The organism is Cellulomonas marina (genome assembly GCF_900111925.1).
GTDB lineage: Bacteria > Actinomycetota > Actinomycetes > Actinomycetales > Cellulomonadaceae > Cellulomonas > Cellulomonas marina.
The window spans coordinates 1-24,629 of sequence record NZ_FOKA01000017.1 but is presented as its reverse complement, the minus strand read 5'-3'; the positions used below and the strand labels follow the sequence as shown (position 1 = coordinate 24,629).

Annotated in this window: 26 protein-coding genes; 15 read left to right on the top strand and 11 right to left on the bottom strand. The window is 78.5% G+C overall.

The window, feature by feature from the left end; genetic code table 11:
* Positions 1 to 8: 8 nt before the first annotated feature.
* The 5 genes from BM048_RS15355 to BM048_RS15335 are packed head-to-tail and all read right to left on the bottom strand — an operon-like array spanning position 9 to position 4,388.
* Positions 9 to 1,127, bottom strand: a complete 1,119-nt coding sequence (locus tag BM048_RS15355; RefSeq protein WP_090034371.1) for a hypothetical protein — start codon at positions 1,125 to 1,127, stop codon at positions 9 to 11.
* 18 nt (positions 1,128 to 1,145) lie between these two features.
* Positions 1,146 to 2,279 (bottom strand): ABC transporter ATP-binding protein, encoded by a 1,134-nt coding sequence (locus BM048_RS15350; protein ID WP_090034434.1) that lies wholly within the window; start codon positions 2,277 to 2,279, stop codon positions 1,146 to 1,148.
* On the bottom strand, positions 2,279 to 3,073 hold the full coding sequence (locus tag BM048_RS15345) for an ABC transporter permease (protein ID WP_175499583.1): 795 nt from the start codon (positions 3,071 to 3,073) through the stop codon (positions 2,279 to 2,281). Before BM048_RS15345 ends, BM048_RS15350 begins: the two co-directional genes overlap by 1 nt.
* A gap of 59 nt (positions 3,074 to 3,132) precedes the next feature.
* Positions 3,133 to 3,954: a molybdate ABC transporter substrate-binding protein gene (modA, locus tag BM048_RS15340; protein ID WP_239078911.1), complete on the bottom strand. Its 822-nt coding sequence runs from the start codon at positions 3,952 to 3,954 to the stop codon at positions 3,133 to 3,135.
* Positions 3,955 to 3,992: 38 nt separating this feature from the next.
* Complete coding sequence (locus BM048_RS15335) at positions 3,993 to 4,388, bottom strand: TOBE domain-containing protein (RefSeq protein WP_090034362.1); 396 nt, start codon at positions 4,386 to 4,388, stop codon at positions 3,993 to 3,995.
* Between the two features lie 126 nt (positions 4,389 to 4,514).
* On the opposite strand from BM048_RS15335, the gene BM048_RS15330 reads away from it, so the two are divergent.
* Genes BM048_RS15330 through BM048_RS15320 form a run of 3 tightly spaced genes read left to right on the top strand, consistent with a single transcriptional unit; the run spans position 4,515 to position 6,549 of the window.
* Entirely contained in the window at positions 4,515 to 5,780 is a 1,266-nt protein-coding gene (locus tag BM048_RS15330) for a ThiF family adenylyltransferase (protein WP_090034361.1), read from the top strand.
* A complete protein-coding gene (moaC, locus tag BM048_RS15325; protein WP_090034359.1) occupies positions 5,777 to 6,313 on the top strand; it encodes a cyclic pyranopterin monophosphate synthase MoaC in 537 nt (178 codons plus the stop codon). The genes BM048_RS15330 and moaC overlap by 4 nt, the downstream gene beginning before the upstream one ends.
* Entirely contained in the window at positions 6,310 to 6,549 is a 240-nt protein-coding gene (locus BM048_RS15320; RefSeq protein ID WP_090034358.1) for a MoaD/ThiS family protein, read from the top strand. The genes moaC and BM048_RS15320 overlap by 4 nt, the downstream gene beginning before the upstream one ends.
* Positions 6,550 to 6,555: 6 nt before the next feature.
* Here BM048_RS15320 and BM048_RS15315 read toward each other — a convergent pair whose 3' ends face one another.
* Together BM048_RS15315 and BM048_RS15310 are read right to left on the bottom strand one after the other, a co-directional pair.
* On the bottom strand, positions 6,556 to 6,921 hold the full coding sequence (locus BM048_RS15315; protein ID WP_090034432.1) for a molybdenum cofactor biosynthesis protein MoaE: 366 nt from the start codon (positions 6,919 to 6,921) through the stop codon (positions 6,556 to 6,558).
* A 28-nt stretch (positions 6,922 to 6,949) separates the two neighbouring features.
* Complete coding sequence (locus BM048_RS15310) at positions 6,950 to 7,594, bottom strand: molybdenum cofactor synthesis domain-containing protein (RefSeq protein ID WP_308439528.1); 645 nt, start codon at positions 7,592 to 7,594, stop codon at positions 6,950 to 6,952.
* A 29-nt stretch (positions 7,595 to 7,623) separates the two neighbouring features.
* On the opposite strand from BM048_RS15310, the gene BM048_RS15305 reads away from it, so the two are divergent.
* A complete protein-coding gene (locus BM048_RS15305) occupies positions 7,624 to 8,262 on the top strand; it encodes a nucleotidyltransferase family protein (RefSeq protein WP_239078912.1) in 639 nt (212 codons plus the stop codon).
* Here BM048_RS15305 and BM048_RS15300 read toward each other — a convergent pair.
* Together BM048_RS15300 and BM048_RS15295 are read right to left on the bottom strand one after the other, a co-directional pair.
* Positions 8,253 to 10,157: a hypothetical protein gene (locus BM048_RS15300; protein WP_139224487.1), complete on the bottom strand. Its 1,905-nt coding sequence runs from the start codon at positions 10,155 to 10,157 to the stop codon at positions 8,253 to 8,255. The genes BM048_RS15305 and BM048_RS15300 overlap by 10 nt on opposite strands.
* Positions 10,158 to 10,165: 8 nt before the next feature.
* Positions 10,166 to 11,215: a magnesium and cobalt transport protein CorA gene (locus BM048_RS15295; protein WP_217644273.1), complete on the bottom strand. Its 1,050-nt coding sequence runs from the start codon at positions 11,213 to 11,215 to the stop codon at positions 10,166 to 10,168.
* A 225-nt stretch (positions 11,216 to 11,440) separates the two neighbouring features.
* Here BM048_RS15295 and BM048_RS15290 point away from each other — a divergent pair, with 225 nt between their 5' ends.
* From BM048_RS15290 to BM048_RS15270, 6 genes are all read left to right on the top strand, one after another.
* Entirely contained in the window at positions 11,441 to 12,697 is a 1,257-nt protein-coding gene (locus BM048_RS15290) for an AGE family epimerase/isomerase (protein WP_090034355.1), read from the top strand.
* A 98-nt stretch (positions 12,698 to 12,795) separates the two neighbouring features.
* Positions 12,796 to 12,939, top strand: a complete 144-nt coding sequence (locus BM048_RS18290; protein ID WP_175499576.1) for a hypothetical protein — start codon at positions 12,796 to 12,798, stop codon at positions 12,937 to 12,939.
* An 8-nt stretch (positions 12,940 to 12,947) separates the two neighbouring features.
* Positions 12,948 to 13,742 (top strand): uracil-DNA glycosylase, encoded by a 795-nt coding sequence (locus BM048_RS15285; RefSeq protein ID WP_090034353.1) that lies wholly within the window; start codon positions 12,948 to 12,950, stop codon positions 13,740 to 13,742.
* 65 nt (positions 13,743 to 13,807) lie between these two features.
* Positions 13,808 to 14,173 (top strand): STAS domain-containing protein, encoded by a 366-nt coding sequence (locus tag BM048_RS15280; RefSeq protein WP_175499575.1) that lies wholly within the window; start codon positions 13,808 to 13,810, stop codon positions 14,171 to 14,173.
* A gap of 144 nt (positions 14,174 to 14,317) precedes the next feature.
* Positions 14,318 to 16,522, top strand: coding sequence for a glycosyltransferase (locus BM048_RS15275; protein ID WP_090034350.1), 2,205 nt, complete (start codon positions 14,318 to 14,320; stop codon positions 16,520 to 16,522).
* Positions 16,519 to 17,925: a nucleotide disphospho-sugar-binding domain-containing protein gene (locus tag BM048_RS15270; protein ID WP_090034349.1), complete on the top strand. Its 1,407-nt coding sequence runs from the start codon at positions 16,519 to 16,521 to the stop codon at positions 17,923 to 17,925. The genes BM048_RS15275 and BM048_RS15270 overlap by 4 nt, the downstream gene beginning before the upstream one ends.
* On the opposite strand, the gene BM048_RS18980 is transcribed toward BM048_RS15270, so the two are convergent.
* Positions 17,897 to 18,397 (bottom strand): hypothetical protein, encoded by a 501-nt coding sequence (locus tag BM048_RS18980; RefSeq protein ID WP_203708922.1) that lies wholly within the window; start codon positions 18,395 to 18,397, stop codon positions 17,897 to 17,899. The genes BM048_RS15270 and BM048_RS18980 overlap by 29 nt on opposite strands.
* Entirely contained in the window at positions 18,394 to 18,933 is a 540-nt protein-coding gene (locus BM048_RS15260) for a P-loop nucleotide/nucleoside kinase family protein (protein ID WP_239078913.1), read from the bottom strand. The genes BM048_RS18980 and BM048_RS15260 overlap by 4 nt, the downstream gene beginning before the upstream one ends.
* A gap of 100 nt (positions 18,934 to 19,033) precedes the next feature.
* Here BM048_RS15260 and BM048_RS15255 point away from each other — a divergent pair, with 100 nt between their 5' ends.
* From BM048_RS15255 to BM048_RS15235, 5 genes are all read left to right on the top strand, one after another.
* Positions 19,034 to 20,494 (top strand): lipopolysaccharide biosynthesis protein, encoded by a 1,461-nt coding sequence (locus BM048_RS15255; RefSeq protein WP_175499574.1) that lies wholly within the window; start codon positions 19,034 to 19,036, stop codon positions 20,492 to 20,494.
* Positions 20,495 to 20,616: 122 nt separating this feature from the next.
* The gene (locus BM048_RS15250; protein WP_139224486.1) at positions 20,617 to 21,564 is read left to right on the top strand and encodes a glycosyltransferase family 2 protein; all 948 of its coding nucleotides are present in this window, start codon (positions 20,617 to 20,619) and stop codon (positions 21,562 to 21,564) included.
* A complete protein-coding gene (locus BM048_RS15245) occupies positions 21,564 to 22,157 on the top strand; it encodes an acyltransferase (RefSeq protein WP_239078914.1) in 594 nt (197 codons plus the stop codon). The genes BM048_RS15250 and BM048_RS15245 overlap by 1 nt, the downstream gene beginning before the upstream one ends.
* The gene (locus BM048_RS15240) at positions 22,157 to 23,044 is read left to right on the top strand and encodes a glycosyltransferase family 2 protein (RefSeq protein WP_139224485.1); all 888 of its coding nucleotides are present in this window, start codon (positions 22,157 to 22,159) and stop codon (positions 23,042 to 23,044) included. Before BM048_RS15245 ends, BM048_RS15240 begins: the two co-directional genes overlap by 1 nt.
* Positions 23,045 to 23,279: 235 nt before the next feature.
* Positions 23,280 to 24,605 carry an ISL3 family transposase gene (locus BM048_RS15235; RefSeq protein ID WP_239079078.1) on the top strand — a complete coding sequence of 442 codons (1,326 nt, stop codon included), beginning with the start codon at positions 23,280 to 23,282 and terminating at the stop codon, positions 24,603 to 24,605.
* Positions 24,606 to 24,629: the final 24 nt, after the last annotated feature.

The window sequence follows — 24,629 nt, the reverse complement described above, 5'->3', positions numbered from 1 at the left end:
GGAGCGGGTCAGGTGCGCGACTCCCGTTGCACCTCGGCCTCGGCCTCGGCCAGCAGCCGCTCCGCGTCCTCCACCTCCTCCGCCGTCCGCTCGCGGTCCGTCCGGGTGGCAGCGGCGGCCTCCGCGGCCGACCTCGCCGCCGCCGCCGCGGCCTGCGTCGTCCGCCGTTGAGCGTCGAGCTGCCGCTCGAGGTCCGCCAGCCGCTCCTCCAGCGCCGCCTCCGCGTCGCGGGCATCCGCGGCGTGCCGGTCGGCCTCGTCCTGCGCCCGCCGGGCGTCGTCGGCCTGCCGCACGGCGACGTCGGCCGCCTCCCGGGCCGTCGCGAGCGCGGTCCGGGCGGCCTCCCGCGCAGCCTCGGCCCGTTCGCGGCGGCGCGTCCGTTCCGCGTCCTGCTCGGCTGCGCGACGCCGGCGGCCGTCCGAGGCGGTCGGCACGCGCGCCGGCGGTGCGGACGGAGGCGGGGACGTGCCGGCCTCGTCGGGCAGCCCGAAGCCGACGTGCGTGCGGGGACCCGTCAGTCGCCCGGACGTCACCTCGGCGGCGACCGACGGGTCGGTCAGGGCCGCGGAGAGCGTCGTCTCCACCTCGAGCGCCACGGCGTCGGTGATGCGGTGGCCCTCGGCACGCGCCACGTCGCGCGCCCGCTGGACCAGCGCCGCGACGAGCTGGCGGCGCTGCCGGTCCAGGTCGCGCAGCCCCGGCCCGTCGAGGTGCGCGGCGGCCTCCCGCAGCCCCGTGCCGAGGTCGCGCACCTGCCCGGCCAGCAGCGGGCTGTCCACCATGAGCAGGTTGACGAGCCACGCCGACACGGTCGGCCGTCGCAGGGCGGCGATGCCCGCGGCCGCCTCGCGGTCCCCGGTGCTGCGCGCGAGGCGGGCCGCGGCGTCCCGCCGGCGGACGAACTCCTCCGGTGGTGCGACGTAGAGGTCGGCGGCGGCGTGCGCGACGGCGTCCGGCTCGCCGTCCTGCTCGGCGGCGTCCTGCTCGGTCGCGTCCTGCTCGGCCGCGTCCTGCTCGGCCGCGTCGTGCCCGGTGGCGTCGTGCCCGTCCGCGTCGTGCTCGTCCGCCCGGTGCTTAGCTGCGTCCGCCTCTGCGGCGGTCCGGGCGTCCTGTCGTCGTCGGGGCACGGCGCCATCCTGGCCGACCTACCGCGGCTGCAGCACCACCTCCTGGGGCGGCACCTGCACCCACAGCTCCGGTGCGCCCACGCTCAGGGCGGCGACCCGGTCGGGCTCGACGTCGGCGAGCAGCGCTGCCCCGGCACGGCCGGTCGGCTGCAGGCGCAGCCGCACGGCCTGGCCCTGGTGCTCGAGCCCCACGAGCCGGGCGGGCCACCCGTCGGCCGGACCCGTCCCCGCGTCGTCCGCCGTCCCCACCGGTGCCCTCGCCACCCGCACCGCACCGGGGCGTACGGTGACGAGGACGGGTCCGGGCCGGGCGGGAGCGACGGCCGTGACGAGCTCGCCGCCGCCGTCCAGCCGCACGCGCACCCCGTGGACCGTCGCCTCCCACAGGTTGAGGCCGACCAGCCCGGCGACGAACGGCGTGCGCGGCGCGGCGACGACGGCGGCGGGCGGGCCCTCCTGCACCACGCGCCCGGTCTCGAGCACGACCAGGTGGTCGGCGAGCGCGAGGGCGTCGAGCACGTCGTGCGTGACGAGGACGCCGGTGCCGTCGGCCCGCGGCAGGTGCTCGCGGAGCAGCGACCGGACCTCGAGCCGGGCGAGCGCGTCGAGCGCGGCGGTCGGCTCGTCGAGCAGGAGGAGCGCCGGCCGCACCGCCAGGGCGCGGGCCAGCGCCACGCGCTGCGCCTGCCCGCCCGACAGGGCCCGCGGCCGCGCGGCGGCGAGGTGCGCGGCGCCGACGGCCGCGAGCCACCGGTCCGCGACCTCCCGGGCGCGGCGACGCGGCAGACCCTGCGCGCGCGGCCCGAACGCGACGTTGTCCCGCGCGTCGAGGTGGGGGAGCAGGAGGTGGTCCTGTGGGAGCAGGCCGACGCCGCGCCGGTACGCCGGGACGCGGACGCCGGCGTCGACGTCGTCGAGCACCTGCCCGCCGACGACGACGCGGCCGGCGACCAGCGGCACGAGTCCGGCGAGCGCCCGCAGGAGCGTGGTCTTGCCGGCCCCGTTCGGCCCCAGCACCGCGACCACCTGCCCCGGGCGTGCCGTCAGCGCGGCGTCGAGGACGAGGTCGCCGCGCCGCACGCGGACGGCGGCGTCCAGGCCGCCGTCGGGAGCCGGTGGGTCCGGCGTCGTGACCGGCGTCGGGGCCGCCATCACCGCAGCCACCGGTGCCGCAGCACGAGCAGCACGGCGAGGGACACGACGAGCAGCAGCACCGACAGCACGAGGGCCGCGTCCGGGTCGGACTCCAGCGCGAGGTAGACCCCGAGCGGCAGGGTGCGCGTGACGCCGGGCAGGCTGCCGGCGAAGGTGATGGTCGCGCCGAACTCGCCGAGCGCCCGGGCCAGGCACAGGACCGTCCCCGACAGCACGCCCGGCGCGACCAGCGGCAGCGTCACGCGGCGGGCGACGACCCCGGGCGACGCCCCCAGGGTGGCGGCCACCTCCTCGTGGCGGCGGTCCGCGGCGCGCAGCGCGCCCTCGACGGCGACGACGAGGAAGGGCAGCGCCACGAAGGCCTGCGCCAGCACGACGGCGGCCGTCGTGAAGGGTACGGTCACGCCGAAGGCCAGGTCCAGCGGGCGGCCGAGCAGCCCCCGCCGGCCCAGCAGCATGAGCAGGGCCACGCCCCCGACGACGGGGGGCAGCACGAGGGGCACGCTCACCAGCGCGCGCACGGTCGCGGCCGCACCGCCGCGGGCGCGCGCGAGCAGCCACGCGAGCGGGAGCCCGACGAGCAGGCACAGCCCCGTCGCCGCGGCGGCGCAGCCGAGCGACAGCCGCAGCGCCTGCCCGACGGCCGCGTCGGCCAGGACCTCGGGGGCGCGGGCCCACGGCGTGCGCACCACGAGGGCCAGGAGCGGCAGCACCAGCAGCGCCACCCCGACGCCCGCGGGCACGCCGGCGACGACGCGCGCCGACCGCGGGGCGCCGACCTCACCGCCGATCCCGCCGCCGACCTCGCCGCCGCCGGCGCGGCCACCCCGGACGACGCGCCCGCGCGGGCTCACGACGTCGCGGCGTCGGCGACGAGGAACCCGCCGTCGCGCAGGACGTCCTGCCCGTCGGCCGAGGTGAGCAGGTCCAGGAAGGCCCGGGCCGCCGCCGGCGACGGCGCGTCGGCGAGCACGGCGGCGGGGTACTCGGTGACGACCTGCGCCGCCTCGGGGACGGGCACGCCGCGGACCTCGTCGCCGGCGGCGATGACGTCCGTGCGGTAGACGAGCGCGGCGTCGACCTCGCCCAGCCGCACCTTCGTCAGCGCCGCCCGGACGTCGTTCTCCAGCGTGTCGGGTGCCGGCACCAGCCCCACGAGGGCGAACAGCTCCGCCGAGGCCGCCCCGCACGGCACCTCCGGCGCGCACAGCGCGACGGTGCGCCCCGGGTCGGCGAGGTCGGCCAGGCCCGTGACGGCCCCGGGGTCGTCGGGGGGGACGGCGATCTCGAGGGTGTTCGACGCGAGCACGACCGGCAGGTCCTCGACGAGTTCTGCGTCGACGACGGGCTGCATCGTCGCCGTCGACGCGGTGACGAGCACGTCCGCAGGGGCGCCGGCGAGGACCTGGGCGGCGAGGGCGGAGCTGCCGGCGAGGCTGACCACGACGTCCACCGAGGGGTGCCGCGACTCGAAGGCCGTCTCCAGCTCCGCCATCGCGTCCGTCAGCGAGGCGGCGGCCAGCACCGTCACGGTCCCCGCGAGCTCGGGGGAGGCCGGTGCCGCGACGGGGTCGCCGGCGGGGGCCGCCGCGTCCCCGGCGCCCGCGCAGGCCGCCAGCCCGGCCACCGCGACGGCCGCGGCCGCGCGGACGGCGAGGACGGGTGCGGCCACCACCCGGTCGTGCCGCCGCCGTCCCGGGTCGTGCGGGCTCACGCGCCCGCCCCCGCACGCTCCACGACGACGACGGTCGCCTTGACCACGGCCTCCGCGAGGACGCCGGGGGCGAGCCCGAGCTCGTCGGCGGCCTCCCGGGACATGAGCGAGACGAGCCGGAACGGGCCCGCCTGGAGCTCCACCTGGGCCATGACGCCGTCGCGCACGACGTCCGTGACGATGCCCGGCAGCCGGTTCCGGGCCGACGAGCGGCCGTCCGCGTCCAGGTGCCGCTGGGCGCGCAGCACCGCCGCCAGGGCCGCACCGTCGACGACGCGCCGGCCGGCGGCGTCGTGCTGGTCGGGCAGGAGCCCCCGGTCGACCCAGCGCCGGACCGTGTCGGTGCTGACCCCGAGCACCTCCGCCACCTGCGGCACGCGCAACGTCGTCACGGATGCGACGGTACAGCAGCACGTGCGGCTCGACCGACGCGATCGAGCCGCATCCGCGTCCGCACCCGGCCGCCCGCGCCCGGACCCGCTGGATGCCGCGGGCGAGGCGTGGCGCACAATGGCGACGTGCCGCTCGCCCCGCTCGTCGCGCCCGGGCCGCCGCTCGACGCCGAGGAGGCCGAGCGCTGGTCGCGCCACCTGCTGCTGCCGGACCTCGGCGAGGTCGGGCAGCGCCGCCTGCGCGCCGCGCGCGTGTGCGTCGTCGGTGCCGGGGGGCTGGGCGCACCCGTGCTGCAGTACCTCGCGGCGGCCGGCGTCGGCACCCTCGGCGTCGTCGACGACGACGTCGTGGACAGCTCGAACCTGCAGCGGCAGGTGGTCCACGGCGAGGCGGACGTCGGGCGGCCGAAGGTGGCCAGCGCGGCGGACGCGGTGCGGCGGCTGAGCAGCCGCACCCGCGTCGTCGAGCACCCCGTCCGGCTGGACGCGAGCACGGCCGGCCTGCTCGACGGCTACGACCTCGTGGTCGACGGCACGGACACGTTCGGGTCCCGGTACGCGGTCGCCGACGCGTGCGCGCGCCGCGGTCTGCCGGAGGTCTGGGGGTCCGTGCTGCGGACCGACGCGCAGGTGTCGGTGTTCTGGGGGCGGCCGCCCGCGGGCAGCGGCGTGGTGCCGGTGCAGCTGCGCGACCTGTTCCCGGTGCCGCCGGCGCCGGGCGAGGTGCCCTCGTGCGCCGAGGCGGGGGTGCTCGGCGCCCTGTGCGGCGTCGTCGGGAGCCTCATGGCGCTGCAGGCCGTCCAGCTCCTCACCGGGACGGGCGAGCCCCTGCTCGGCCGCGTCGCCGTGCTCGACGCCGCCCGCCTGCGCTGGCGGGAGGTGCCGCTCGTCGGCCGGCTCTCCGGTGCCGTCCCCGAGGACGCGCCGTCCCCGTCCGGCGCGCGCGAGGACGACGTGCCCGTGGTCGCGGCCGCCGCGCTCGTCGCCGAGCTGGCGGCCGTCCCCGCCGGGACGCGCGCGCCCGTCGTCGTCGACGTGCGGGAGCACGGCGAGCGGGCGCTGGTGCGCCTGCCCGCCTCGGTGCACGTGCCGCTGGCCGCGCTGCTCGCGCAGGGCGACGGGCGCGTGCCCGGGGTCGAGGACGACGCCCCGCTCGTCGTGCACTGCGCGGCCGGTGTCCGCTCCGCCCGGGCCGTCGCCCACCTGCTGGCCGCGGGCCGCCGCGGAACCGTGCGGTCGCTGGCGGGGGGCGTGCAGGCCTGGGTCCGCGCCGGCGGCGAGGTCGTCCGGGGCACCGGCCCCGCACCTACGACCGACGCCGCGTCCCCGACCGGCACCGCGCCCACCATCGCGCCCACCACCGACGACGCCCCCCGCAGGAGGACCGCATGAGCGACCAGGGCCCGCCCGACCACGGGCTGACCCACCTCGACGCCGCCGGGCACGCCCGGATGGTCGACGTGACCGGCAAGACGCCGACCGTCCGCGAGGCGTCCGCCTCGGCGCGCGTGCGGTGCTCGCCGGCGGTGGTCGGGACGCTGCGGTCGGGCACCGCGCCGAAGGGCGACGTGCTGGCGGTCGCCCGCATCGCCGGCATCGCGGCCGCCAAGCGCACGCCCGACCTGCTCCCGCTGGCGCACGTCATCGGCGTGCACGGCGTCACCGTCGACCTCGAGGTGGACGACGAGGGCGTCGTCGTGCGGACCTCGGTGCGGACGGCCGACCGCACCGGCGTGGAGATGGAGGCGCTCACGGCGGCCGCCGTCGCCGCGCTGGCCGTGGTCGACATGGTCAAGGGCCTGGACCGGCTGACGGAGATCACGGACCTGCGCGTCGAGGGCAAGTCCGGGGGACGGTCCGGGGACTGGCGGCGGGGCGACGCGGCGTCGGCCGCGGAGGCCGTCGTCGAGGGGGGTGCCGCGTGATCACCGTGCGGTACTTCGCGGCGGCGGCCGAGGCGGCGGGCCGGGACGAGGAGCGCCTCGAGGCGCCCGCGACCGCGGCGGACCTGCGCGCGGACCTGGCCGGCCGGCACGGCGCCGACCTGCGGCGGGTGCTGACGCGCTGCTCGCTCCTGGCCGACGGGCACCGCCTCGACGACGGCTCCGCCGTCCCGCCCGGGGCCACCGTGGACGTGCTGCCGCCCTTCGCCGGCGGGTGACCGCGCTCAGGCCGAGCCCACCCACGTGTGGGAACCGTCGGCCAGGACCTCCTTCTTCCACACGGGCAGCTCGGCCTTGACGGCCTCGACGAGCGCGCGGCAGTGGTCGAACGCCGGGGCGCGGTGCGCCGTCGCGACCGCGCAGGCGATGGCCGGCTCCCCGACGACGAGGCGACCGACCCGGTGGCTCACCGCGACGCCGAGCACGTCCGGGTGGGCGGCCGTGGCGTCCGCGAGCCGGCGCAGCACGGCACCCGCGTCGGGGTGGGCCGAGTACTCGAGCGCCACCACCTCGCCCGTGACGGCGGGGTCGTGGTCGCGCACCGTGCCGACGAACAGCGTGACCGCGCCAGTCGCCGGGTCGGCGACCATCGCCAGGTGGGCGGCGGCGTCGAGCGGCTCAGGGGTGAGCGCCGCCGCCGCTGCCGTGCGTGCCGTGGTGCCGGTCGTGCCGGTCGTGCGCTGCGTGCCCTCCGTGCCCTCCGTGCTGGTCGGCACCGGCGGGCGGGGCGGGGGAGTCGTCATGGTCGCCTCCGGCGAGCTGGGCGGTGAGGTGGTCGAGGACGGGCAGGAGCACCGCCAGGCCGTCGCGAGCGCCCCCGGGGCTCCCCGGCAGGTTGACGACGACGACCCCGCCGGCCGTCACGCCCGCCAGCCCGCGCGAGAGGATCGCGGTCGGCACGTGCGCGGCCCCGGCACGCCGGAGGGCCTCGGCCACGCCGGGCAGCTCCCGGGCGAGCAGGGGGGCGGTCGCCTCGGGCGTGAGGTCGCGCGGTCCCACCCCCGTCCCGCCGCTGGTGAGCACCACGGCCGCGCCGGCGTCCGCGGCGTCGCGCACCGCCGCGCGCACGCTCTCGACGCCGTCGGGCACGACGACGGCGTCCCCGCACGACCACCCCGCGTCGCGCAGGCCCTCGACCAGCACGACGCCGGACCGGTCGACCCCCTCGCCGCGCGCGCGGCGGTCGGAGGCGACGACGACGGCGGCGGTGCGCGGGCGCACGGGAGCGGGCGCGCGGGGGGTCACGGCGGCGGGCTCGGGCACCGGCGCACTGTAACTGCCGGGGGTGCGACGTGAGCGGGGCGGGCACGCGCGTGGCCGCACCCGTCCCTGTCGGCCTCGTGCTCGCCGCGGGGGACGGCACCCGCATGGGCGGCCCCAAGGGCGCGCTGCGCACCACCGACGGGACGCCGTGGGTCGTCGCCGCCTGCGCGGTGCTCCGGGCGGCCGGGTGCGCCGAGGTCCTCGTCGTCGTCGGCGCCCACGGGGACGAGGTCGCCCGGCTCGTCCCCTCGGACGTCGCGGTGGTGCGGGCGTCCGGGTGGGAGCGCGGGCCGCAGGCGTCCCTGGCCGCCGGCGTCGCGGACCTCGTCGAGCGGTACCCGGACCGCCGCGGCACGCCCCGCCCCGACGTCGCCGTCGTCGTGCTCGTCGACGCGCCCACGACCCCCGACGTCGTCGCCCGCGTGCTGGGCGCCGCCCGGGGCCCGGCCGCGCTGGCCCGGGCCACCTACGCCGGGCGGCCCGGCCACCCGGTGGTGCTCGGCCGCGACCACTGGCCGGCGCTCGCCCGTGGCGGCGGCGCGCGCGACCTGCTCGCCGGGCCCGGGGCCGTGGCCGTGCCGTGCGCCGACCTGCACGACGGCCGCGACGCCGACACGCCCGCCGACCTCGTCGGGCCGGACGCCGTGCGCTGGGGACGCTACTGGTAGGTGACGAGGTCGGGCGTCGGCTGCACCGCCCAGGTCTGCTCGGGGGTCAGCACGGGCGTGTCCTCGTCGAGGAAGTTCTTCCAGCCCCACAGCAGGCCGGGCGGGGCGTCCCGCCGCAGGGCCGCCCACGTGCCGGCCTTGGCGGGCTGGTTGCCCTGCCCGTCCACGTGGACCAGGACGGCGACCTCCGGACGCGTCGTGGTCAGGCGCTCGCGGCCCTGCACCATGCTCGCGCGGAACTGGTGCAGCACCAGCAGCTTCTGCGGCAGCGCCTCCCGCCGCACGAGGTCGACCAGCCAGGCGCGCACCGCCTCGACCTCGTCGACGCCGACCGACCCGATCTGCTGCAGCGGCAGCTCGTCGGGCGCCAGACGCCACTCCGGGTCGAGCGCGAGCCCGACCCACGGCCGGCGCAGCAGGTCCTCGTAGGCGCGGGCCTGGGTGAGGAAGTCGTCGCGGCCGGGCTGCAGGTCGAGCAGGACGTAGGCGCCGGCGGCACCGGCCGCGTCGACCCAGGGCGCGAGCACGGCGGGGTCGAGCTCGGAGGAGTAGTCGCCGTCCCCCGGTCCGGCGGACGCCACCGTCGCGATGATCTCGAGCGTGGGCACGACGGGCGCGTCGGTCAGCGCGTCGTAGGGCGCCGCGACCTCGCGGGCCCGCTGCAGCGTCGCCTCGAGGCCCTGCTCGCCGAGGAGCCCCAGCGCGGGCGCCCCGGGCGTGCCGTACAGGGCGACGAGGTGCCTGCCCGGCAGGACGCGCTGCCCGCCGCCGGGCAGCTGCACCCCGGTCGACGCCGCGCGGACCTGCCACGCGAGGGTGCCGGGATCGGCGAAGGCCCCGACCGCCAGGACGGGCGCGTCGGGCGCCAGCGGTGCGCCCGCGGAGGCCGCCACGCGGACGACGGCGTCCGCGGCGGCCACGTCGGCTCCCGCGACGACGGCCACGGGCAGACCGGCGGCGCGGGCGGACGCCGCCGCGGCGGGCGAGGGCGTCCCGCCGTCGACGACGACGAGCCCGGTACCCGCCGGCGGGCCGGGCCGGGTCCGGCGCAGCAGGGCCTCCGCGGCGTCGCGCGCGGGCCCGGCGCCCGCGCCCGGTACGGGTGCTGGTGACGGTGCCGGTGCCGTCCCCGCCGGGGACGCCGCCGCGACGGCGTCCGTGACGGCGAGCACGGCCGCCGGCGAGCCGTCGCCGGCCACCCCGTCGGCCACCGCCGGCAGCGCCCGCCCGAGCAGGTCCGCCAGCGCCGCGTCGTCCGCGGGCGCCACGACGTCGCGCACGTCGGGCGCGTCGGGCGCGTCGGGCGCGTCAGGCACGGCCGGTGCGGCGCCGACGTGCAGCACCACGCGGGCGCCGAGACGGTCCACCTCCGCGGCGACGACCGGTCCCGCGGCGGCCCCCGCCGTGAGCAGCAGCGGCACCCCCAGCGCCACGGCGGCGCGCGCCGCCCGCACCTGGGCGCGGAGGTCCTCGACGGGCGCGAGCACGACCACCGGGGCGGTCGCGAACAGCGCGGCGCTCGTCGCCACCGCGGCGGCGACGGCGTCGTCGGGCGCGACGACGGCCGTCCCGGCCGGCGGGCGGGGCGTGGCGACGGCGCCTGCGGTCGCCGCAGCGGGGGCGGTCGGCGTGGCGGAGGGGCGGGGGACCGGCGCGACCGGCGACGCGGAGGGCGACGCGACCGCGGACGCGCCCGCGCCCGGCCCGGCGCCGCCGCCGCCCCCGACCGCGGCGCTCGTCGGGCCCGCCCCCGGCGTGCACGCGGCCAGGACGGCCACGAGCCCGCCGGCCAGCGCGGTCGTGAGTGCCGTGCTCGTGAGTGCGGTGCTCCTGAGTGCCGTGCTCGTGAGTGCCGTGCTGCTGACCGCGCCACCGGCCCTCGTCGCCGACCTCACAGCCGACCTCACAGCCACCCGTTGCGGCGGAAGGCGCGGTGCAGGAACAGGCACGCGCCGAGGATGACGAGGAGCACCGCGGGGTACCCGTAGCGCCACGTCAGCTCCGGCATGTGCTCGAAGTTCATGCCGTAGATCCCCGCGATGGCCGTGGGCACGAGCGCGATGGCCGCCCAGGCCGAGATCTTGCGCATGTCCTCGTTCTGCCGCAGGGCCACGCGGCTCTGCCGGCTGCTGACGCGCGCGCTGTTCGCCTGCAGGACGTCGGTGAGCTGCCGGTCGACGACCTCCAGCGCCTCGACCGCCCGCAGCAGGTGGTCGTGCACGTCCCGGAACCACGGCCGCGCGGCGTCCGGCACGTGCGGGACCTCGGCGTCCGCCAGCCGCTCCAGGGGCCGGACGAGCGGCAGGACCGCCCGCCGGAACTCGGCGACCTCCTTCTTCAGAGCGTAGATGCGGGCCGACCGGTCCTCGCCGTCGGGGCCGAAGACGGCCTCCTCGATCTCGTCGACGTCGACCTCGAGCGCCGCCACCACGTCCTCGTACCCGTCGACGATGCGGTCCGCCACGCGGTACAGCACCGTCGCGGGACCGAAGAGGGGCAGGTCGTCGTCGTCGCCGCCGCCGTCGTCGCCCCCGGTGCCCCGCGCGTCCAGCTCGGCCCGGACCTGCGTCATGGCGTCGGCGACGAAGGCGCCGTGCCGCACGGTCACGACCGCGTGCGCGGTGAGGAAGAGGGCTAGCTCGCCGACGTCCACGACCTCCTCGTGGTCGACGTAGCGCACGGGCTTGAGGACGACGAACGCGTCCTCGCCGTACACCTCGAGCTTGGGGCGCTGGTGCGCGTGCACGGCGTCCTCGACCGCGAGCGCGGGCAGGCCGAAGGTGCGCGCGACCTCGTCGAGGTCCCCGGTGGCGGGCGACTGGAGCGCCACCCACACGAACCCGTCGGGCGACACCGGCGCGGTGCCCGCCGCCGCCAGTGGCAGGTGCCCGGGCACGCGCCGACCCGCCTCGTACAGCCCGCAGTCCACGACCACGTCCTCGGCGCCTGTCACGGGCGCCCATCCTGCCCCCTCGGGCCGTGCGGACGGGCGTGCGGCACGGACGCGGCACGGACGCGGCACGGACGCGGCACGGACGCGGCACGGTCGCGGCACGGTCGCCTCGACGACGCTGCACGGGCGTGCTGCTGGGGCCGCCGCGTCCGGCATGATGAGGACGGGCACCGTCCGGGTGACGGGTCCGGGCAGAGGCTCGACGACGAGTCCCCGGGAGGGACCATGCAGCAGGCGGTGCCGGTGCGGCAGGACGACACGGTCGTGCGGTGGGTCGACCTGCCCGACCACCGGGCCTGGCTCGCCGGTGCGCTGGCCGACCAGCTGCGCTCCGGCCGCGGGTTCCCCGCCGCCGGCGGTGGCGCGCACTACCTCGACGACGAGGGCCGGCCCGACCTCTCGCGGCCCGTCCACACGTGGGTCACCGCGCGGATGGCGCACGTCTACGGGCTCGGGCACCTGGCGGGGCTGCCCGGGACCCGGGCCCTCGCGGCGCACGCCCTCGCGGGGCTGCGCGGCCCGCTGCACGACGCGGAGCACGGCGGCTGGTACGCCTCCGTCGGCCCCGGGGACGAGCGGGACACGACGAAGGCCGCCTACGCGCACGCCTTCGTCGTCTTCGCGTCGGCGACGGGGTCGGTCGCCGGCCTGCCCGGGGCCCGGGACCTGCTCGACGACGCCCTCGAGGTCCTCGACACGCGGTTCTGGGAGGACGGCCCCGGTCTGCACCTGGACGCGGTCTCCGCCGACTGGTCGCAGGTCTCGGTCTACCGGGGCGTGAACGCGAACATGCACAGCGTCGAGGCGCTGCTGGCGGCCGCCGACGCCACCGGCGACGAGCGCTGGCGGCGGCGTGCGGGACGCATCGCCGCCACGGTGCTCGGCTGGGCCGCCGGCAACGACTGGCGCATCCCCGAGCACTTCGACGCCGAGTGGCAGCCGCAGATGGAGCACCACCGCGACGAGCCGGACCACCCCTTCGAGCCCTACGGCGCGACGGTCGGGCACGGCCTGGAGTGGGCCCGGCTGGCGCTGCACGTGCGCGCGGCCCTGGGGGACGAGGCGCCGGCCGGGCTGCTCGAGGGCGCGCAGGGCCTGTTCGAGCGCGCGGTCGCCGACGGCTGGGCCGCGGACGGGGAGGACGGGTTCGTCTACACGACGGACTGGGAGGGCCGCCCCGTCGTGCGCCAGCGCATGCACTGGGTGCTGGCGGAGGCCGTCGGCGCGGCCGCCGCCCTCGGCGCCGTGACGGGGGAGCGGCGCTACGAGGACTGGTACCGCACGTGGTGGGATTACGCCTCGGAGCACGTCGTCACGCCGCAGGGCTCGTGGATCCACGAGCTCGATCCTCAGAACCGCCCGGCGGGCACCGTCTGGCCCGGCCGGCCCGACCTGTACCACTCCGTGCACGCCGTGCTGCTGCAGCGGCTGCCGCTCGCCCCGACCGCGCCGACGGCCCTGGCGGCCGGCCTCCTGCGGTAGGCCGACGTGCCGACGCGCGCCCGACCACCCAGGATGGGGCGACCCGTGCACGTCCGTCCCCACCCGTTCGACCAGCGACGCCCCGAGAGGTCCCGACGATGACCATCCCGCCCAGCCGCCCGCGGCCCGCCCGCATCGGCGAGACGCCGATCTACGACCAGGTGGTCGCCGAGCGCGGCGACCCGGCGCAGTGGGGTGCCGCCACGCGGACCACCGGCGCGGGGGCCGCCGCCTCGCGGTAGGGCGTGCGGTGACCTCCGGTGCCGCGCCCGCGGCGTCCGACGACGAGCACGCCGCCGCCCACCCGCTCGCCGCGCGCGGCTGCGCCGACGTGGCCGCGCTCGACGCGCTCGTCGTCGGGTGCCGTGCCTGCCCCCGCCTCGTCGCCTGGCGCGAGACGGTCGGCCGTGAGCGCCGGGCGGCGTACCGGGACGAGGAGTACTGGGCGCGGCCCGTCCCCGGCTTCGGGGACCCGCACGCGCGGGTGCTCGTCGTCGGGCTCGCGCCGGCCGCGCACGGCGCCAACCGCACCGGCCGGATGTTCACCGGCGACCGCTCGGGGGACGTGCTCGTCGCCGCCCTGCACCGCGCCGGGCTGGCGTCCCAGCCCACGACGCGGTCGGCCGACGACGGCCTGCGCCTCACGGGCGCCCGCATGACGGCACCGGTGCGCTGCGCGCCGCCCGCCAACGCCCCGACGCCCGACGAGCGCCGGCGGTGCGCGCCGTACCTCGCCCGGGAGGTGGAGCTCGTCGACCCCGCGGTGGCCGTCGTCCTCGGCGCCTTCGGCTGGGCGGCGCTGCTCGCCACGCTCGCCGACCTCGGGTGGGTGCTGCCGCGCCCGCGGCCGGCGTTCGCCCACGGCGCCGAGGTCGTCCTCGCCGGTCCGGGCGGGCGCCGGCTCACGCTGCTGGGCTGCTACCACGTCAGCCAGCAGAACACCTTCACCGGCCGGCTGACGCCCGCGATGCTCGACGCGGTGCTCGCGCGCGCCCGGGTCCTCGCCGGGGCGGCGTCCCCTGCGGAGGGCGCCGCGGGCGGCTGAGGACGCGCCCCGGGGACGTCCCGTCGCGGTCGCCGACGCGGCGGTCGCCCCGCATGCTGTGCGGCATGGCCGACAGCACCCCCGTCCCCGCCGCGGTGTCCACAGCGCACGGGCGGGTGGAGGTCGAGCCGCAGGACGACGGCGTGGTGGTGCGCCTGGCCGGCGACGTCGACCTGCTGCTGGCCCCGCACGTGCGCGAGGTCGTCCGGGCCGTCGAGGGGGCGCGGGTCCAGGAGATCGACGTCACGGACGTGACCTTCGTCGACTCGGCGGGCATGGCGCTGCTGATCCAGGTCTGGGTCGCGGGCGGCCGGCGGCGGGTGCCGCTGCGGGGCGCGGGCGACCAGGTGCTCGAGCTCGTGGCGATGATGTCGCTCGGCGAGCTGTTCGACGTGTGGGATGGCCCGCGCGGCGGCCACGCGACCGCGTAGCACCTCCGGCCCAGCACCTGAGAGCCGCCGGACGGACCACCCGTCCGTGGCGGCGCCTCCGAGCTGCGGCGTCACTAGCATCGCGGTCGCCGGGGACGGGTTGGCCGTCGACGCCCGGCCCGTCTCCAGACCGGGGGATCCGCCGTGGGCATCCAGACCGCGCTCGACGCGCTGCGCGCCGCCGACCGCATCGTCGACGCCGTGCGCCTCGCCGACGAGCTCGCCTTCGAGGCCAGCCGCGACCCCGGCGCCCGGACCGTGCGGGTCCTGCGCGGGGCGCTCGACGACGGCGACCAGCTCGCGGCGGTCGCGGCGGTGCACGCGCTCGGCGCGGTCGCCGACGAGGAGGCGTCGCGCGTCGTGAGCGGCCTCCTGTCGGACCCGCGTCCGTTCCTGCGCGAGCACGCCGCCTGGGTCATCGGCGGCGGGCTGCCCCGGCCCGACGCGGTCGCGCGCCTCGTCGCGCTGACGGCGACCGGCGGCTTCACCGGCATGCTGGCCCAGCGCAGCCTGGAGCAGTGGGCGGTGCACGCGCCGGAGCACGTGGCCCTCGGGCTGGAGGGCGCGCTCGTCGGCGTGCGGGAGCCCGGACCGCGGGCGCGGCTCGTGGAGACGCTCGGGCTCGTCCCGCACCCCCTGGCCGTCCGTCCGCTCATGGCGGTGGCCGCCGACGACGCCGAGGGCGAGACGGCGCGGGTCGCCGCGGTCGCGGCGCTCGGGGACCGGCCCGCCGTGCCCGCGGTGCTCGCCCTGCTCGACCGGCTCGCGGCCGCGCCGGGGCACCTGGCCGACGTGGCGCGCCTCGCGCTGCTGGACGCGGAGGCGGCCGCGCCGGGTGCGGCCGCGGCGCGCGGTCGTCCCGACGCCCCGGTCGACGGGGGAGGGGCCGGTGACGGCCTCACCGTCGGCCAGCTGTTCCTGCACGCGGACGTCGACGCCTGCCTGACCGCGGCCGGCGCGGGGGACAACGGCGGCATCGCCACGCTCCTCGTGCGGCTGGGCGACGCGCTCGTCGTGCCGGGCGCGGGCGCGTCCTCGGGCGACGAGCGGGTCGCCCGCGTCGTGACGCTCTCGCGCGGCTCGGCCGTGGAGGCGCGCGCGGACCTGGCCGGGCTCACCCGGCCCGGCCACGTGTACGGGCGCGTGCCCCTGCTCCACGACCCCGTGCCGGCGCCCGCCGCCTGGCCGCTGCGCGTCGCGGCCCGGCGCGGCATCCGCCGGGTGGTGCGGGCGGCCGGCGTGGACGTCCTGCACCTGCGCATGGCCGACGTCGGGAGCCTCGCGGCGGCCGACGTCGCGCGCGAGCTCGACATCCCGGTGGTGTTCACCCTCGCGCCCGACCCGCACGCCGTCATCCACTCCCTCGACCTGTCCGGCCGCCTGCGGCGCGACAACCTCGGCGACGTCGACGTCGCCGAGCACTTCTGGTTCCGCGCCCGGCTCGTGCAGCGGCTGGCCGCGAACGCCGCGCACACCGTGCTGTTCCCGCGCCCCTCGCTGCGCAAGGACGTGCGCCGCCTCGTCGGCGTCGACATCGCGGCCCGCCCGGAGCGGCACACCGTCGTCCCCGAGGGGGTGGACCTCGGCGTCGTCGAGCGGGCCGTGGCCGAGGCCTCCGCGCACGCGCGGGGCGGCGAGCCGACGGCGCCGCTGGCGGAGCTGCGCGCACTCGTCGCGGGCCTGGCGCCCGAGCGCCGGGGGCTGCCCCTCGTCGTCAGCGTCGGGCGGCTGCACCGCGTGAAGGGCATGGCCACGCTCGTGGAGGCGTGGGCGGCGGGCGGGCTGCGCGAGCGGGCGAACCTCCTCGTCGTCGGCGGGGACGTGCAGCAGCCCTCCGACGACGAGCGCGAGCAGCTCGACCGCATCGCCGCCGTCGTCCCGCCGGCGGAGCGGGCGGCGGCGGGGCTGCTGCTGCCCGGTCACCGGCCCAACGGCGTCGTCGCGCGCTGGGTCGCCGCGGTGCGCACGGGGCTGCCCGGCCTCGTCGCCCCGCAGGGCGTCTACGCCTGCGCCAGCGTCAAGGAGGAGTTCGGCATCGCGCTGCTCGAGGCGATGGCCTCGGGCCTGCTCGTCGTGGCCCCCGACGGCGGCGGCCCCGCCACGTACGTCGTGGAGGGCGTCACCGGGTTCCTCACGGCCACCTGGGACCGCGACCGGCTGGCGGCCGCGGTGGGGGCGGCGCTCGACGCGTCGCTGGCCGAGACCGACGACCGCCGCGCGGCGCGCTCGCTGCGGACGGTGCAGCGCAGCTTCACCGTCGAGCGGATGGCCGCGACGCTGGGCACCGTGTACGCCGGCGTCGTGACCGAGGACCGCGCGGGCCGCGTCGCGGCGGCGGTGCCGGCATGACGCTGCTCGTCGTCAGCCCCGACTACGCCTCTCACCTGCTGCCGCTGGCCGCGGTGGCCGCCGCGTGGCGCGACGCCGGTGAGCGCGTCGTCGTCGCGTCGGGACCGGCCACGGCCGGCATCGTCGAGAGGTTCGGGTACGAGCGCGTGCCGCTCACCCTCGGCCGGGGGTCCAACCCGGGAGTCATCCGCGCCGAGGCCCAGGTCCGTGCGGAGGCCGACTCCCTGCAGGGGTTCTTCGACGCCACCCGGCGCGGGATGGTCCCGACGCTGGCGTACCAGGCGCGCGAGCGGCTGGTGGACCTCATGTGGCGACCCGTCGAGAAGGCGCGCGAGACGCTGGCCGTCGTCGACGCGGTCCGGCCGGACGCGGTCCTCGTCGACCACCTCGCCTACAGCGCGCGGCTCGGGCTCGAGGCGGGGCAGGTGCCCTACGCCGACGTCGTGCTCGGGCACCCCACGGCCCTGCCCGTGGGTGACGAGGTCTACGGCCGGCCGCCGGCCTGGCCGCGGGCGTTCCGTCCCGATGCCGCGGCGCTCTCGGAGCTCGACGCGCTGTGCCGGCGTGTCGCGGACCGGTTCACCACCCAGTGGCGCGCGGCGGCGGCACAGGTGGCGGGGCCGGGGGCGGCAGCCGGGACCGGGGTGACCGACGCCTTCGCGCTGCACGGGCCCCTCGTCCTGTTCAACTACCCGGCGGAGCTGACCGACCCGGCGCGCACGCCCCTGCTGCCGCCGCACGTGCACCTCGGCGCCGCCCTGCGCGACGAGCCCGCCGACCCGCAGGTGGACGCGTGGCTGCGCGACGAGGAGCCGTTCGTCTACGTCAGCCTCGGCAGCTTCCTGTCGGTCCGCGGCGACGTGCTGGCTCGCGTGGCCGCCGGGCTCCGGGCGGCGGGCGTCCGGGCGGCGGTCGCGTGCGGCACGACGCCGGTGGACGCCCTCGGTCCCGTGCCGGCCGGCTGGCTCGTGCGCGAGCACCTGCCGCAGGTGCGGCTGCTGCGCCGGGCCGCGGTGGCCGTCACGCACGGGGGCAACAACTCCGTGACGGAGGCCGTCGCCACCGCCACCCCGATGGTCGTGCTGCCCTTCTCGACGGACCAGTTCGCCGGGGCCGCGGCCCTCGAGCGCACCGGCGCGGGCGTCGTCCTCGACCCGAACCGGGCGACGGCCGACGAGCTGCGGGCGGCGGTGCTCGCCGCGCTCGACCCCGGGATGCCCGGGACCGCCGTCCTGCGCGCGACGGCCGACGCCGTGGCCGCCGATCCGGGTCCGGCGCGGGCCTTCCGCGCGGTCACAGGTGCGGTCACAGGTGCGGTCACGGGTGCGGTCACGGGTGCGGTCACCGGTGCGGCAGCGGGCAGCGCGCCGGGGGCTACGCCCGGGCTCGCGCCGGTGCGCTGACGGCGGCCGCCGTGGCGCCGCAGGCCGCGACGAGGGCGCACACGAGGCGGACCCGGTCGGCGCGCCGCAGCCGCCGCAGCAGCGTGGGGGCCGGTCCCTCCCGGCCCAGCCGGCGGTGGGTGGGGGCGGCTACGGCGGCCGTCGTCGCCGCCGCCGCGGCCGAGGCCGTCAGGGGCACGAGCAGGAGCGGTTGCCGGGCCACCGCGGGCAGCGCCCGCAGGCACGCGGCGGCGAGCACGCCGTAGACGGGCGCGACGACGACCGCGATCCGCCGGGAGTGGGCCGCGTGCGCGGCGGCGAACCGGTCGGCCGGCACCTCCGCCAGCGCCGGGTAGACGACGCGGGTGACGACGGCCTGGAACCCCAGGTGCAGGGCGCACGCGGCGAGGAGCGCTCCGGGACCGGCCGTCGTCGCGCCGACGGGCCCTCCGGCGCGGTCGCCGCCCTGCGGCCCGCCCTCGGGACGCCTCACGGGCGCACCTCCCGCCCGTCGCGCAGGACCCGCAACGGCCCCTCCTCCGGCGTCGGCACCTCGAACCCGTCCACGTGCGCGGCGGCGACCTCGGGCGCGAGCACGACGTCGTCGGGTGCGCGGCCCCGACGTGCCGCCACCCGGCGCAGCGCCTCCGCCCGCGGCGTGTCGACGTACCACGTCTCCGCCTCCACGCCGACGCCGTGGACCAGTGCCCGGTAGTCGTCCCGGCTCGCACGGGTCGCGAAGGAGAAGTCGAGCACCACGCGCCCGCCCGCCGCGAGGACCTCCAGCAGCCGTCCGCGCAGCACGGCGTCGACCTCCTCCGCCACCTCGACGGTGACGGGGTGCGCGCGGTGGCCCCGCCGCCACGTCTCGTCGTCGACGGACAGACGCACGAAGCCCCGCGCCTCCAGCCCCCGCGCCACGGTCGTCTTGCCGGCGCCCGAGGGGCCGCACATGAGCACGACGCGCGCGGCCGTCGAGGGCAGCGGGGTGCCCGGCGGGGGGAGCGGCGACGTGGGCAGCACTTCCACCCCGTCACCCTAGGGGCGCGTCACCCGTCCGGCCCCGCCCGCAGGGATGACGGCGCCGGCACCCCCCGAGGGTGCGCAGGGCGGCGGGTACCGTCGGGGCGTGCCGGGCGACTTCCGCGAGCGGGCCCTGCGCGGCACGGGCTGGGTCGCGCTGTCGACGTGGGTGCTGCGCCTGTCCGGGCTGGCGACCTTCGCGGTGCTGGGGCGGCTGCTGCTGCCCGCCGAGATCGGCACGGCGGCCCTGGCGCTCGGGGTCGCCGGGTTCGTCGCCGCGGTCCTCGACCTCGGCTTCGGCACGTACCTGGTCCGCAGCCGGGAGGTCGACGAGGACGACGTCGCCACCGCGTTCTGGCTGGTGCTGGCGCAGGCCGTCGCGGCCACCGCCCTCGTCCTGGTGCTGGCGGAGCCGCTCGCGGCCGCCCTCGGGGAGCCCGGCCTGGCACCGGTGCTGCGCGCGGTGGCCCCGGTGGCGCTGCTCACGGCACCCGCCGCGGTCCCGACCGCCCTGCTGCTGCGGGACCTGGCGATGCGGCCGCTCGCGCTGCGGGAGGTCGTGGCCGGTCTCGTCGGGGCCGTCGTCGGGGTGTCCGCGGCGCTCGCCGGGGCCGGCGTGTGGAGCATCGTCGCGCAGACCCTCGCGCAGACGGTCGTCGCCACGGGCCTGGTGCTGGCGCTGCACCCCTGGCGGCCGCGCCTGCGGTTCTCCCGGCCGGCGGCGGTGCGGATGGCCCGCTTCGGGCTGCCGCTGCTGGGGACCTCGCTCGTCCAGCAGCTGCGCGACCGGGTGGACCAGTTCCTGCTCGGCGCGGTCGCCGGGACCACCGTGCTGGGCTACTGGGCGGTGGCCACTCGCATCCTGGCGGTCGTGGCGCAGGCGACGATCTCCGTCCTCGACCAGGTCGGGCTGCCGGTCTTCGCCCGCTCGGGCGACGACGACCGCCGGCTGGCGCGGACGTTCTCCACCGCCACGGCCTACGCCACCCTCGCGCTCGGTCCCGCGGTGGCGGCCGTCGGCGCCCTCAGCCCCGTGCTCCTGCCCCTCCTGTTCGGTCCGCAGTGGGGCCCCTCGGTCGTGCCGGCGCAGCTGCTGTGCGCCGCCTACGGCGTCGGGGCGCTGTCGTACTTCGCCCGGGCGGTGTACCTCACCCGGGGGCGCACGGGCCTGGACCTCGCCCTCACGGCGGTCGCGCTCGTCGTGCACGTGGTGGTCGTGGTCCTCGCCGGACCGCACGGTCTCGTCGTGCTGAGCGCGGCCCTGATCGGCGAGTCCGTGCTGCTCCTGGCCCTGCACGCGCTCGTGCTGCGACGGGTCGTCGCCGTCGGGGCCTCGGCCTGGGTGCCGGGTGCCCTGGCGCTCGGCGCGAGCGGGGCCGCCTTCGGCGGAGCCACGGCGGTCCTGCAGCTCCCCGGCCCGCGGGCCGCGGTCGTCGCCGCCGCGGTGCTGGCCGGGGTGGTGACCTACACCGGACTCGTGCGCCTGCTGCTGCCGGCGCTCCTCGCCGAGGTCGTGCGGGACGTCCGCACGGTGCTGCGCCGGCGCGGCGGTGGTGCGTCCGGGTGAACCCGCCGTGGGCCACCCGCCGAGCCCCTGCGGCACGCCCCCGGCGGCACCGATACTGGCACCGATACTGGCAGCGGCACTGGCAGCGGTACCGGCAGCAGGGCCGGCAGGACGGGGTGACGATGCGGGCTTCGGTGATCGTGCGGGCGCGCGACCGCGCGCACACGATCGAGACGGCCCTGCGGGCGCTGCGCTCGCAGACCGTGCCGGTGGAGGTGGTGGTCGTCGACTCGGGGTCGACGGACGGCACCGTCGAGATCGCCGAGCGGTGGGCCGACCTCGTCCTGCACGTGGCGCCGGCGGACTTCACCTACGGCGGGGCCCTCAACGTCGGGGCGGCGGCGGCCTCGGGGGACGTGCACCTCGCGCTGTCCGCGCACTGCGCGCCGGCCTACGACGACTGGGTCGAGCGCTCCATGGCCCACTACGCCGACCCGCGCGTCGCCGCGACCAACCAGGCGGGCCGCACGCCCTCCGGCGTCCCCCTGCGCCGTCCCTACGCGCAGACCCGCGACGACGTCCGCCGGGACCCGTACTGGGGCTTCTCCAACCACGGGTCCTCGTGGCGGGCCTCGGTGTGGCGGGAGCTGCCGTTCCGGGAGGACCTCGTCGCGTGCGAGGACAAGGAGTGGTCCTGGCGGGTCCTGGCGGCGGGCTGGACCGTCCTGTTCGACCCCCACCTCTACGTCCCCGCGATGCACCGGGCGACGGAGACGCTGCCCGTCACCTTCGCCCGGCACCGCAAGGAGTCGGCGGCGTTCGCGGCGCTCGGCGCGATCCCGCGCCCGGGGCCCCGGGACCTCCTGCGGACCGTGGCACGCGCGCCGCTGCCCGACGAGTTCTCCCGCTGGCCGGACCCCGTGCGCCGCGTGACGCCGTGGCGCCTCGCACGGCTGCTCGGCGACCACGTGGGCGCCCAGGTCCCGTGGGGGACGGCGCACCCCACGCTCGACGAGACGCTCCCGCCGACGACGGGCTCCACGACCGGCCCGACGACGGACCCGAGTGCCGACCCGGGTACCGACCCGGGTACCGACCCGACGACGGGCACCGCGACGGGGACGGCGTAGTGCGGGGCCTCGCCGCGCTGCGTCGCCGCGCCCGCGGGCTGGAGCCGCCGCCCGACCCGTTCGGCGCCGACCCGGCGGTGCCGGGCCCACCCCCGGCACGGTGGAGCCTCGCGGTCAACGTCCTGTCGATGTGGACCTCCTGGAGCCCCGGCCACCGTGCCGCCTGGCTGCGGCTGTGCGGGGTGCGCCTCGGGCCGGGCGTCCTGGTCCAGCCGTGCCACATCGGCTCGCCCCGCGTCGTCATCGGCGAGCGCTCCTACATCGGGGTCGGCTGCACGCTCGACGCGCGGGACAAGATCACGATCGGCGCCCGCGTGGCGCTGGGCGACGAGGTCATGCTCCTCACGAGCACGCACGCCCTCGACGACCCGGCGCAGCGTGCGGGCACACCCCTGGGCCGCCCCGTGCACGTCGGCGACGGGTGCTGGCTCGGCGCGCGCGTGACCGTCCTGCCCGGCGTGACCATCGGCGAGGGGTGCGTCGTCGCCACGGGCGCCGTCGTCGTCCGCGACTGCGCGCCGCACGGCCTCTACGCCGGCGTGCCCGCCCGGCGCGTCCGCGACCTGCCGACCGATCCTCCGGCGCAGGCGTGATGCCCGCAGCGACGGTCGTCGTGCGCTGCCGCGACGAGGCGCCGGCGCTCGAGCGGGCCCTGGCGAGCCTCCGGGCGCAGACGGTGCGGCCGCAGGTCGTGGTCGTCGACTCGGGCTCGGTCGACGGGTCGCTCGAGGTCGCGCGGCGGATGGCGGACACCGTGCTGACGGTCCCACCCGAGGCCTTCACCTACGGCGGCGCGCTGAACCTCGGCGCCGCGCACGCGGACGCCGCCGTCCACCTCGCGCTGTCCGCGCACTGCGTCGCCGGGCCGCACTGGGTCGAGCGGAGCCTGGCCCTCCTCGCGGAGGACGGCGTCGGTGCCGCGAGCGGGCGGCGGCTGGACCCGACCGGCCGGCCGATCGTGGGGCGCTACCTGCAGACCCCCGACGACGCCCGGCGCGACCCCTTCTGGGGCCTGAGCAACCACGCCTCGTCGTGGCGGCGGGAGGTGTGGGAGGCCGAGCCCTTCCGGGAGGACCTGGCCGCCTCGGAGGACCTCGAGTGGTCGTGGCGCGTGCTGGCGCGCGGCTGGTCGGTCGCCTTCGCCCCCGACGTCGAGGTGCCGATGCCGCACCGACGGCACGCCCGCCCCGACGTCCTGTGGCGCAAGATCGGTCGCGAGGTCGCCGCGGTCGCCGAGCTGCGCGACCTGCCGGCGCCGTCCCTGCCGGCCGTGATCCGGCACGTGCTCGTGCCAGATCCGCGGACCAGCACGCGGCCGCCCCTGCTGCGGGTCGTCAGCCCCTACCGCGTGCTCGAGGTGCTGGCCCACGACGCCGCCCTGCGCCGCAGCGCCCGGGCCCGCGGACGTGCCGGTGCAGGTCCCGCTGCAGGTTCCGGCGTGGGCCCGACCTCCTCGGGCGGCGCGACGGGGGCGGTCTGACGACGCCCGTCAGGACGTGCGTGCGGGGACGGCCGCGCCGGACCAGCCGCGCTCGCCCGCCGCCGCGACCCCCCGCCGCGTCTCCACGGCGCACACCGTCTGCGCCAGGAAACGGGTTCTTCGGACATCCGGTGGGGGTGACGGCTCGCCGGTGAGTCAGGTGCAGGGGTGAGGGGGTCGAGGTCCCCGAGGATCAGCAGCGACCAAGCAAACCGTCCCTGCGGAGACCTCGACCGTGTCCAACGCTACGGCGTGCTCGAGCGCGCCTTCTACCGACCCCTGTTCGCGATGTGACGTGCTGCTGGGCCTGGACGTCGTTCAGGTCGAGGCCGTCGAACGATCACCGACGTTGCTGACGGTGACGGTCTCTTCCCCGCCCGGTCTGATGGGGTGCCCGCGGTGCGGCGTCGTCGCCGTCGGCCGGGGCCGCAAGATCCGGGTGCTGCACGACGTGCCGGGCGAGGTGCCCGTCGTGCTGCGGTGGCGGCAGCGGACCTGGCGGTGCCCGGACCCCGGCTGCCCGGTCGGGTCGTTCACCGAGCAGCTGCCCGACCTGGTCCCCGCCCGCGGGTCGCTGACGTGCCGGGCGGTGACCTGGGCCATCGCCCAGCTGCGCCGCGAGCACGCCTGCGTGTCGGGTCTGGCGCGCCGGCTCGCGGTGGCGTGGAAGACGTTGTGGCGCGCGGTCCGGCCGCGGCTGCAGGCCCGGGCCGAGGACCCGGCACGGTTCACCGGCGTCACCTCTCTGGGCGTCGACGAGCACATCTGGCATCACGGCGACACCCGCCGACGTGGGCCCAAGGAGCTCACCGGGATGGTCGACCTGACCCGCCATCAGGACGAACACGGACGGTGGCGGGTCCGTGCCCGCCTGCTGGACCTGGTCCCGGGCCGGTCCAAGAAGGCCTACGCCGACTGGCTCACCGACCGCGGAGCCACCTTCCGCGACGGGGTCCAGGTCGCCGCGCTAGACCCCTTCGGCGGCTACAAGGCCGCCCTGGACGCCGAGCTCGCCGACGCGGTCGCCGTGCTGGACGCGTTTCACGTCGTCAAGCTCGGCACCCAGGTCGTCGACGAAGTCCGCCGCCGCGTCCAGCAGGCCACGACCGGGCACCGCGGCCGCAAGGGCGACCCCCTGTACGGCATCCAGACCCTCCTGCGCGCCGGCGCCGAGAACCTGACCGACAAGCAGCTGCACCGCCTCGAGGTCGCGATCACCGCCGATGACGCCCACGAGGAGGTCTACATCGCCTGGCGGTGCGCCCAGGACCTGCGCGCGGCCTACCGCACCAAGGACACCGCCGAGGGACGGCGCCGCGCCGAGAAGATCCTGGCCTCGTTCCACACCTGCCCCATCGCCGAGGTCGCCCGCCTGGGACGGACCCTGCGCCGCTGGCAACAAGCGTTTCTGGCCTACTTCACCACCGACCGCGCCAACAACGGCGGCACCGAAGCCGTGAACGGCATCATCGAACTCCACCGCCGCATCGCCCGCGGCTACCGCAACCGCGACAACTACCGACTCCGCATGCTCCTCGCCGCCGGCGGCCTCAACGCCTGAACCCCACCAGATGTCCGAAGAGCC

Excerpts from the sequence above, each read along its gene's own strand:
- BM048_RS15350 (WP_090034434.1), bottom strand. The coding sequence starts at position 2,279 with ATGGCGGCCCCGACGCCGGTCACGACGCCGGACCCACCGGCTCCCGAC.
- moaC (WP_090034359.1), top strand. The coding sequence starts at position 5,777 with ATGAGCGACCAGGGCCCGCCCGACCACGGGCTGACCCACCTCGACGCC.
- BM048_RS15315 (WP_090034432.1), bottom strand. The coding sequence starts at position 6,921 with ATGGTCGCCGACCCGGCGACTGGCGCGGTCACGCTGTTCGTCGGCACG.
- BM048_RS15290 (WP_090034355.1), top strand. The coding sequence starts at position 11,441 with ATGCAGCAGGCGGTGCCGGTGCGGCAGGACGACACGGTCGTGCGGTGG.
- BM048_RS18290 (WP_175499576.1), top strand. The coding sequence starts at position 12,796 with ATGACCATCCCGCCCAGCCGCCCGCGGCCCGCCCGCATCGGCGAGACG.
- BM048_RS15280 (WP_175499575.1), top strand. The coding sequence starts at position 13,808 with ATGGCCGACAGCACCCCCGTCCCCGCCGCGGTGTCCACAGCGCACGGG.
- BM048_RS15270 (WP_090034349.1), top strand. The coding sequence starts at position 16,519 with ATGACGCTGCTCGTCGTCAGCCCCGACTACGCCTCTCACCTGCTGCCG.
- BM048_RS15250 (WP_139224486.1), top strand. The coding sequence starts at position 20,617 with ATGCGGGCTTCGGTGATCGTGCGGGCGCGCGACCGCGCGCACACGATC.
- BM048_RS15240 (WP_139224485.1), top strand. The coding sequence starts at position 22,157 with ATGCCCGCAGCGACGGTCGTCGTGCGCTGCCGCGACGAGGCGCCGGCG.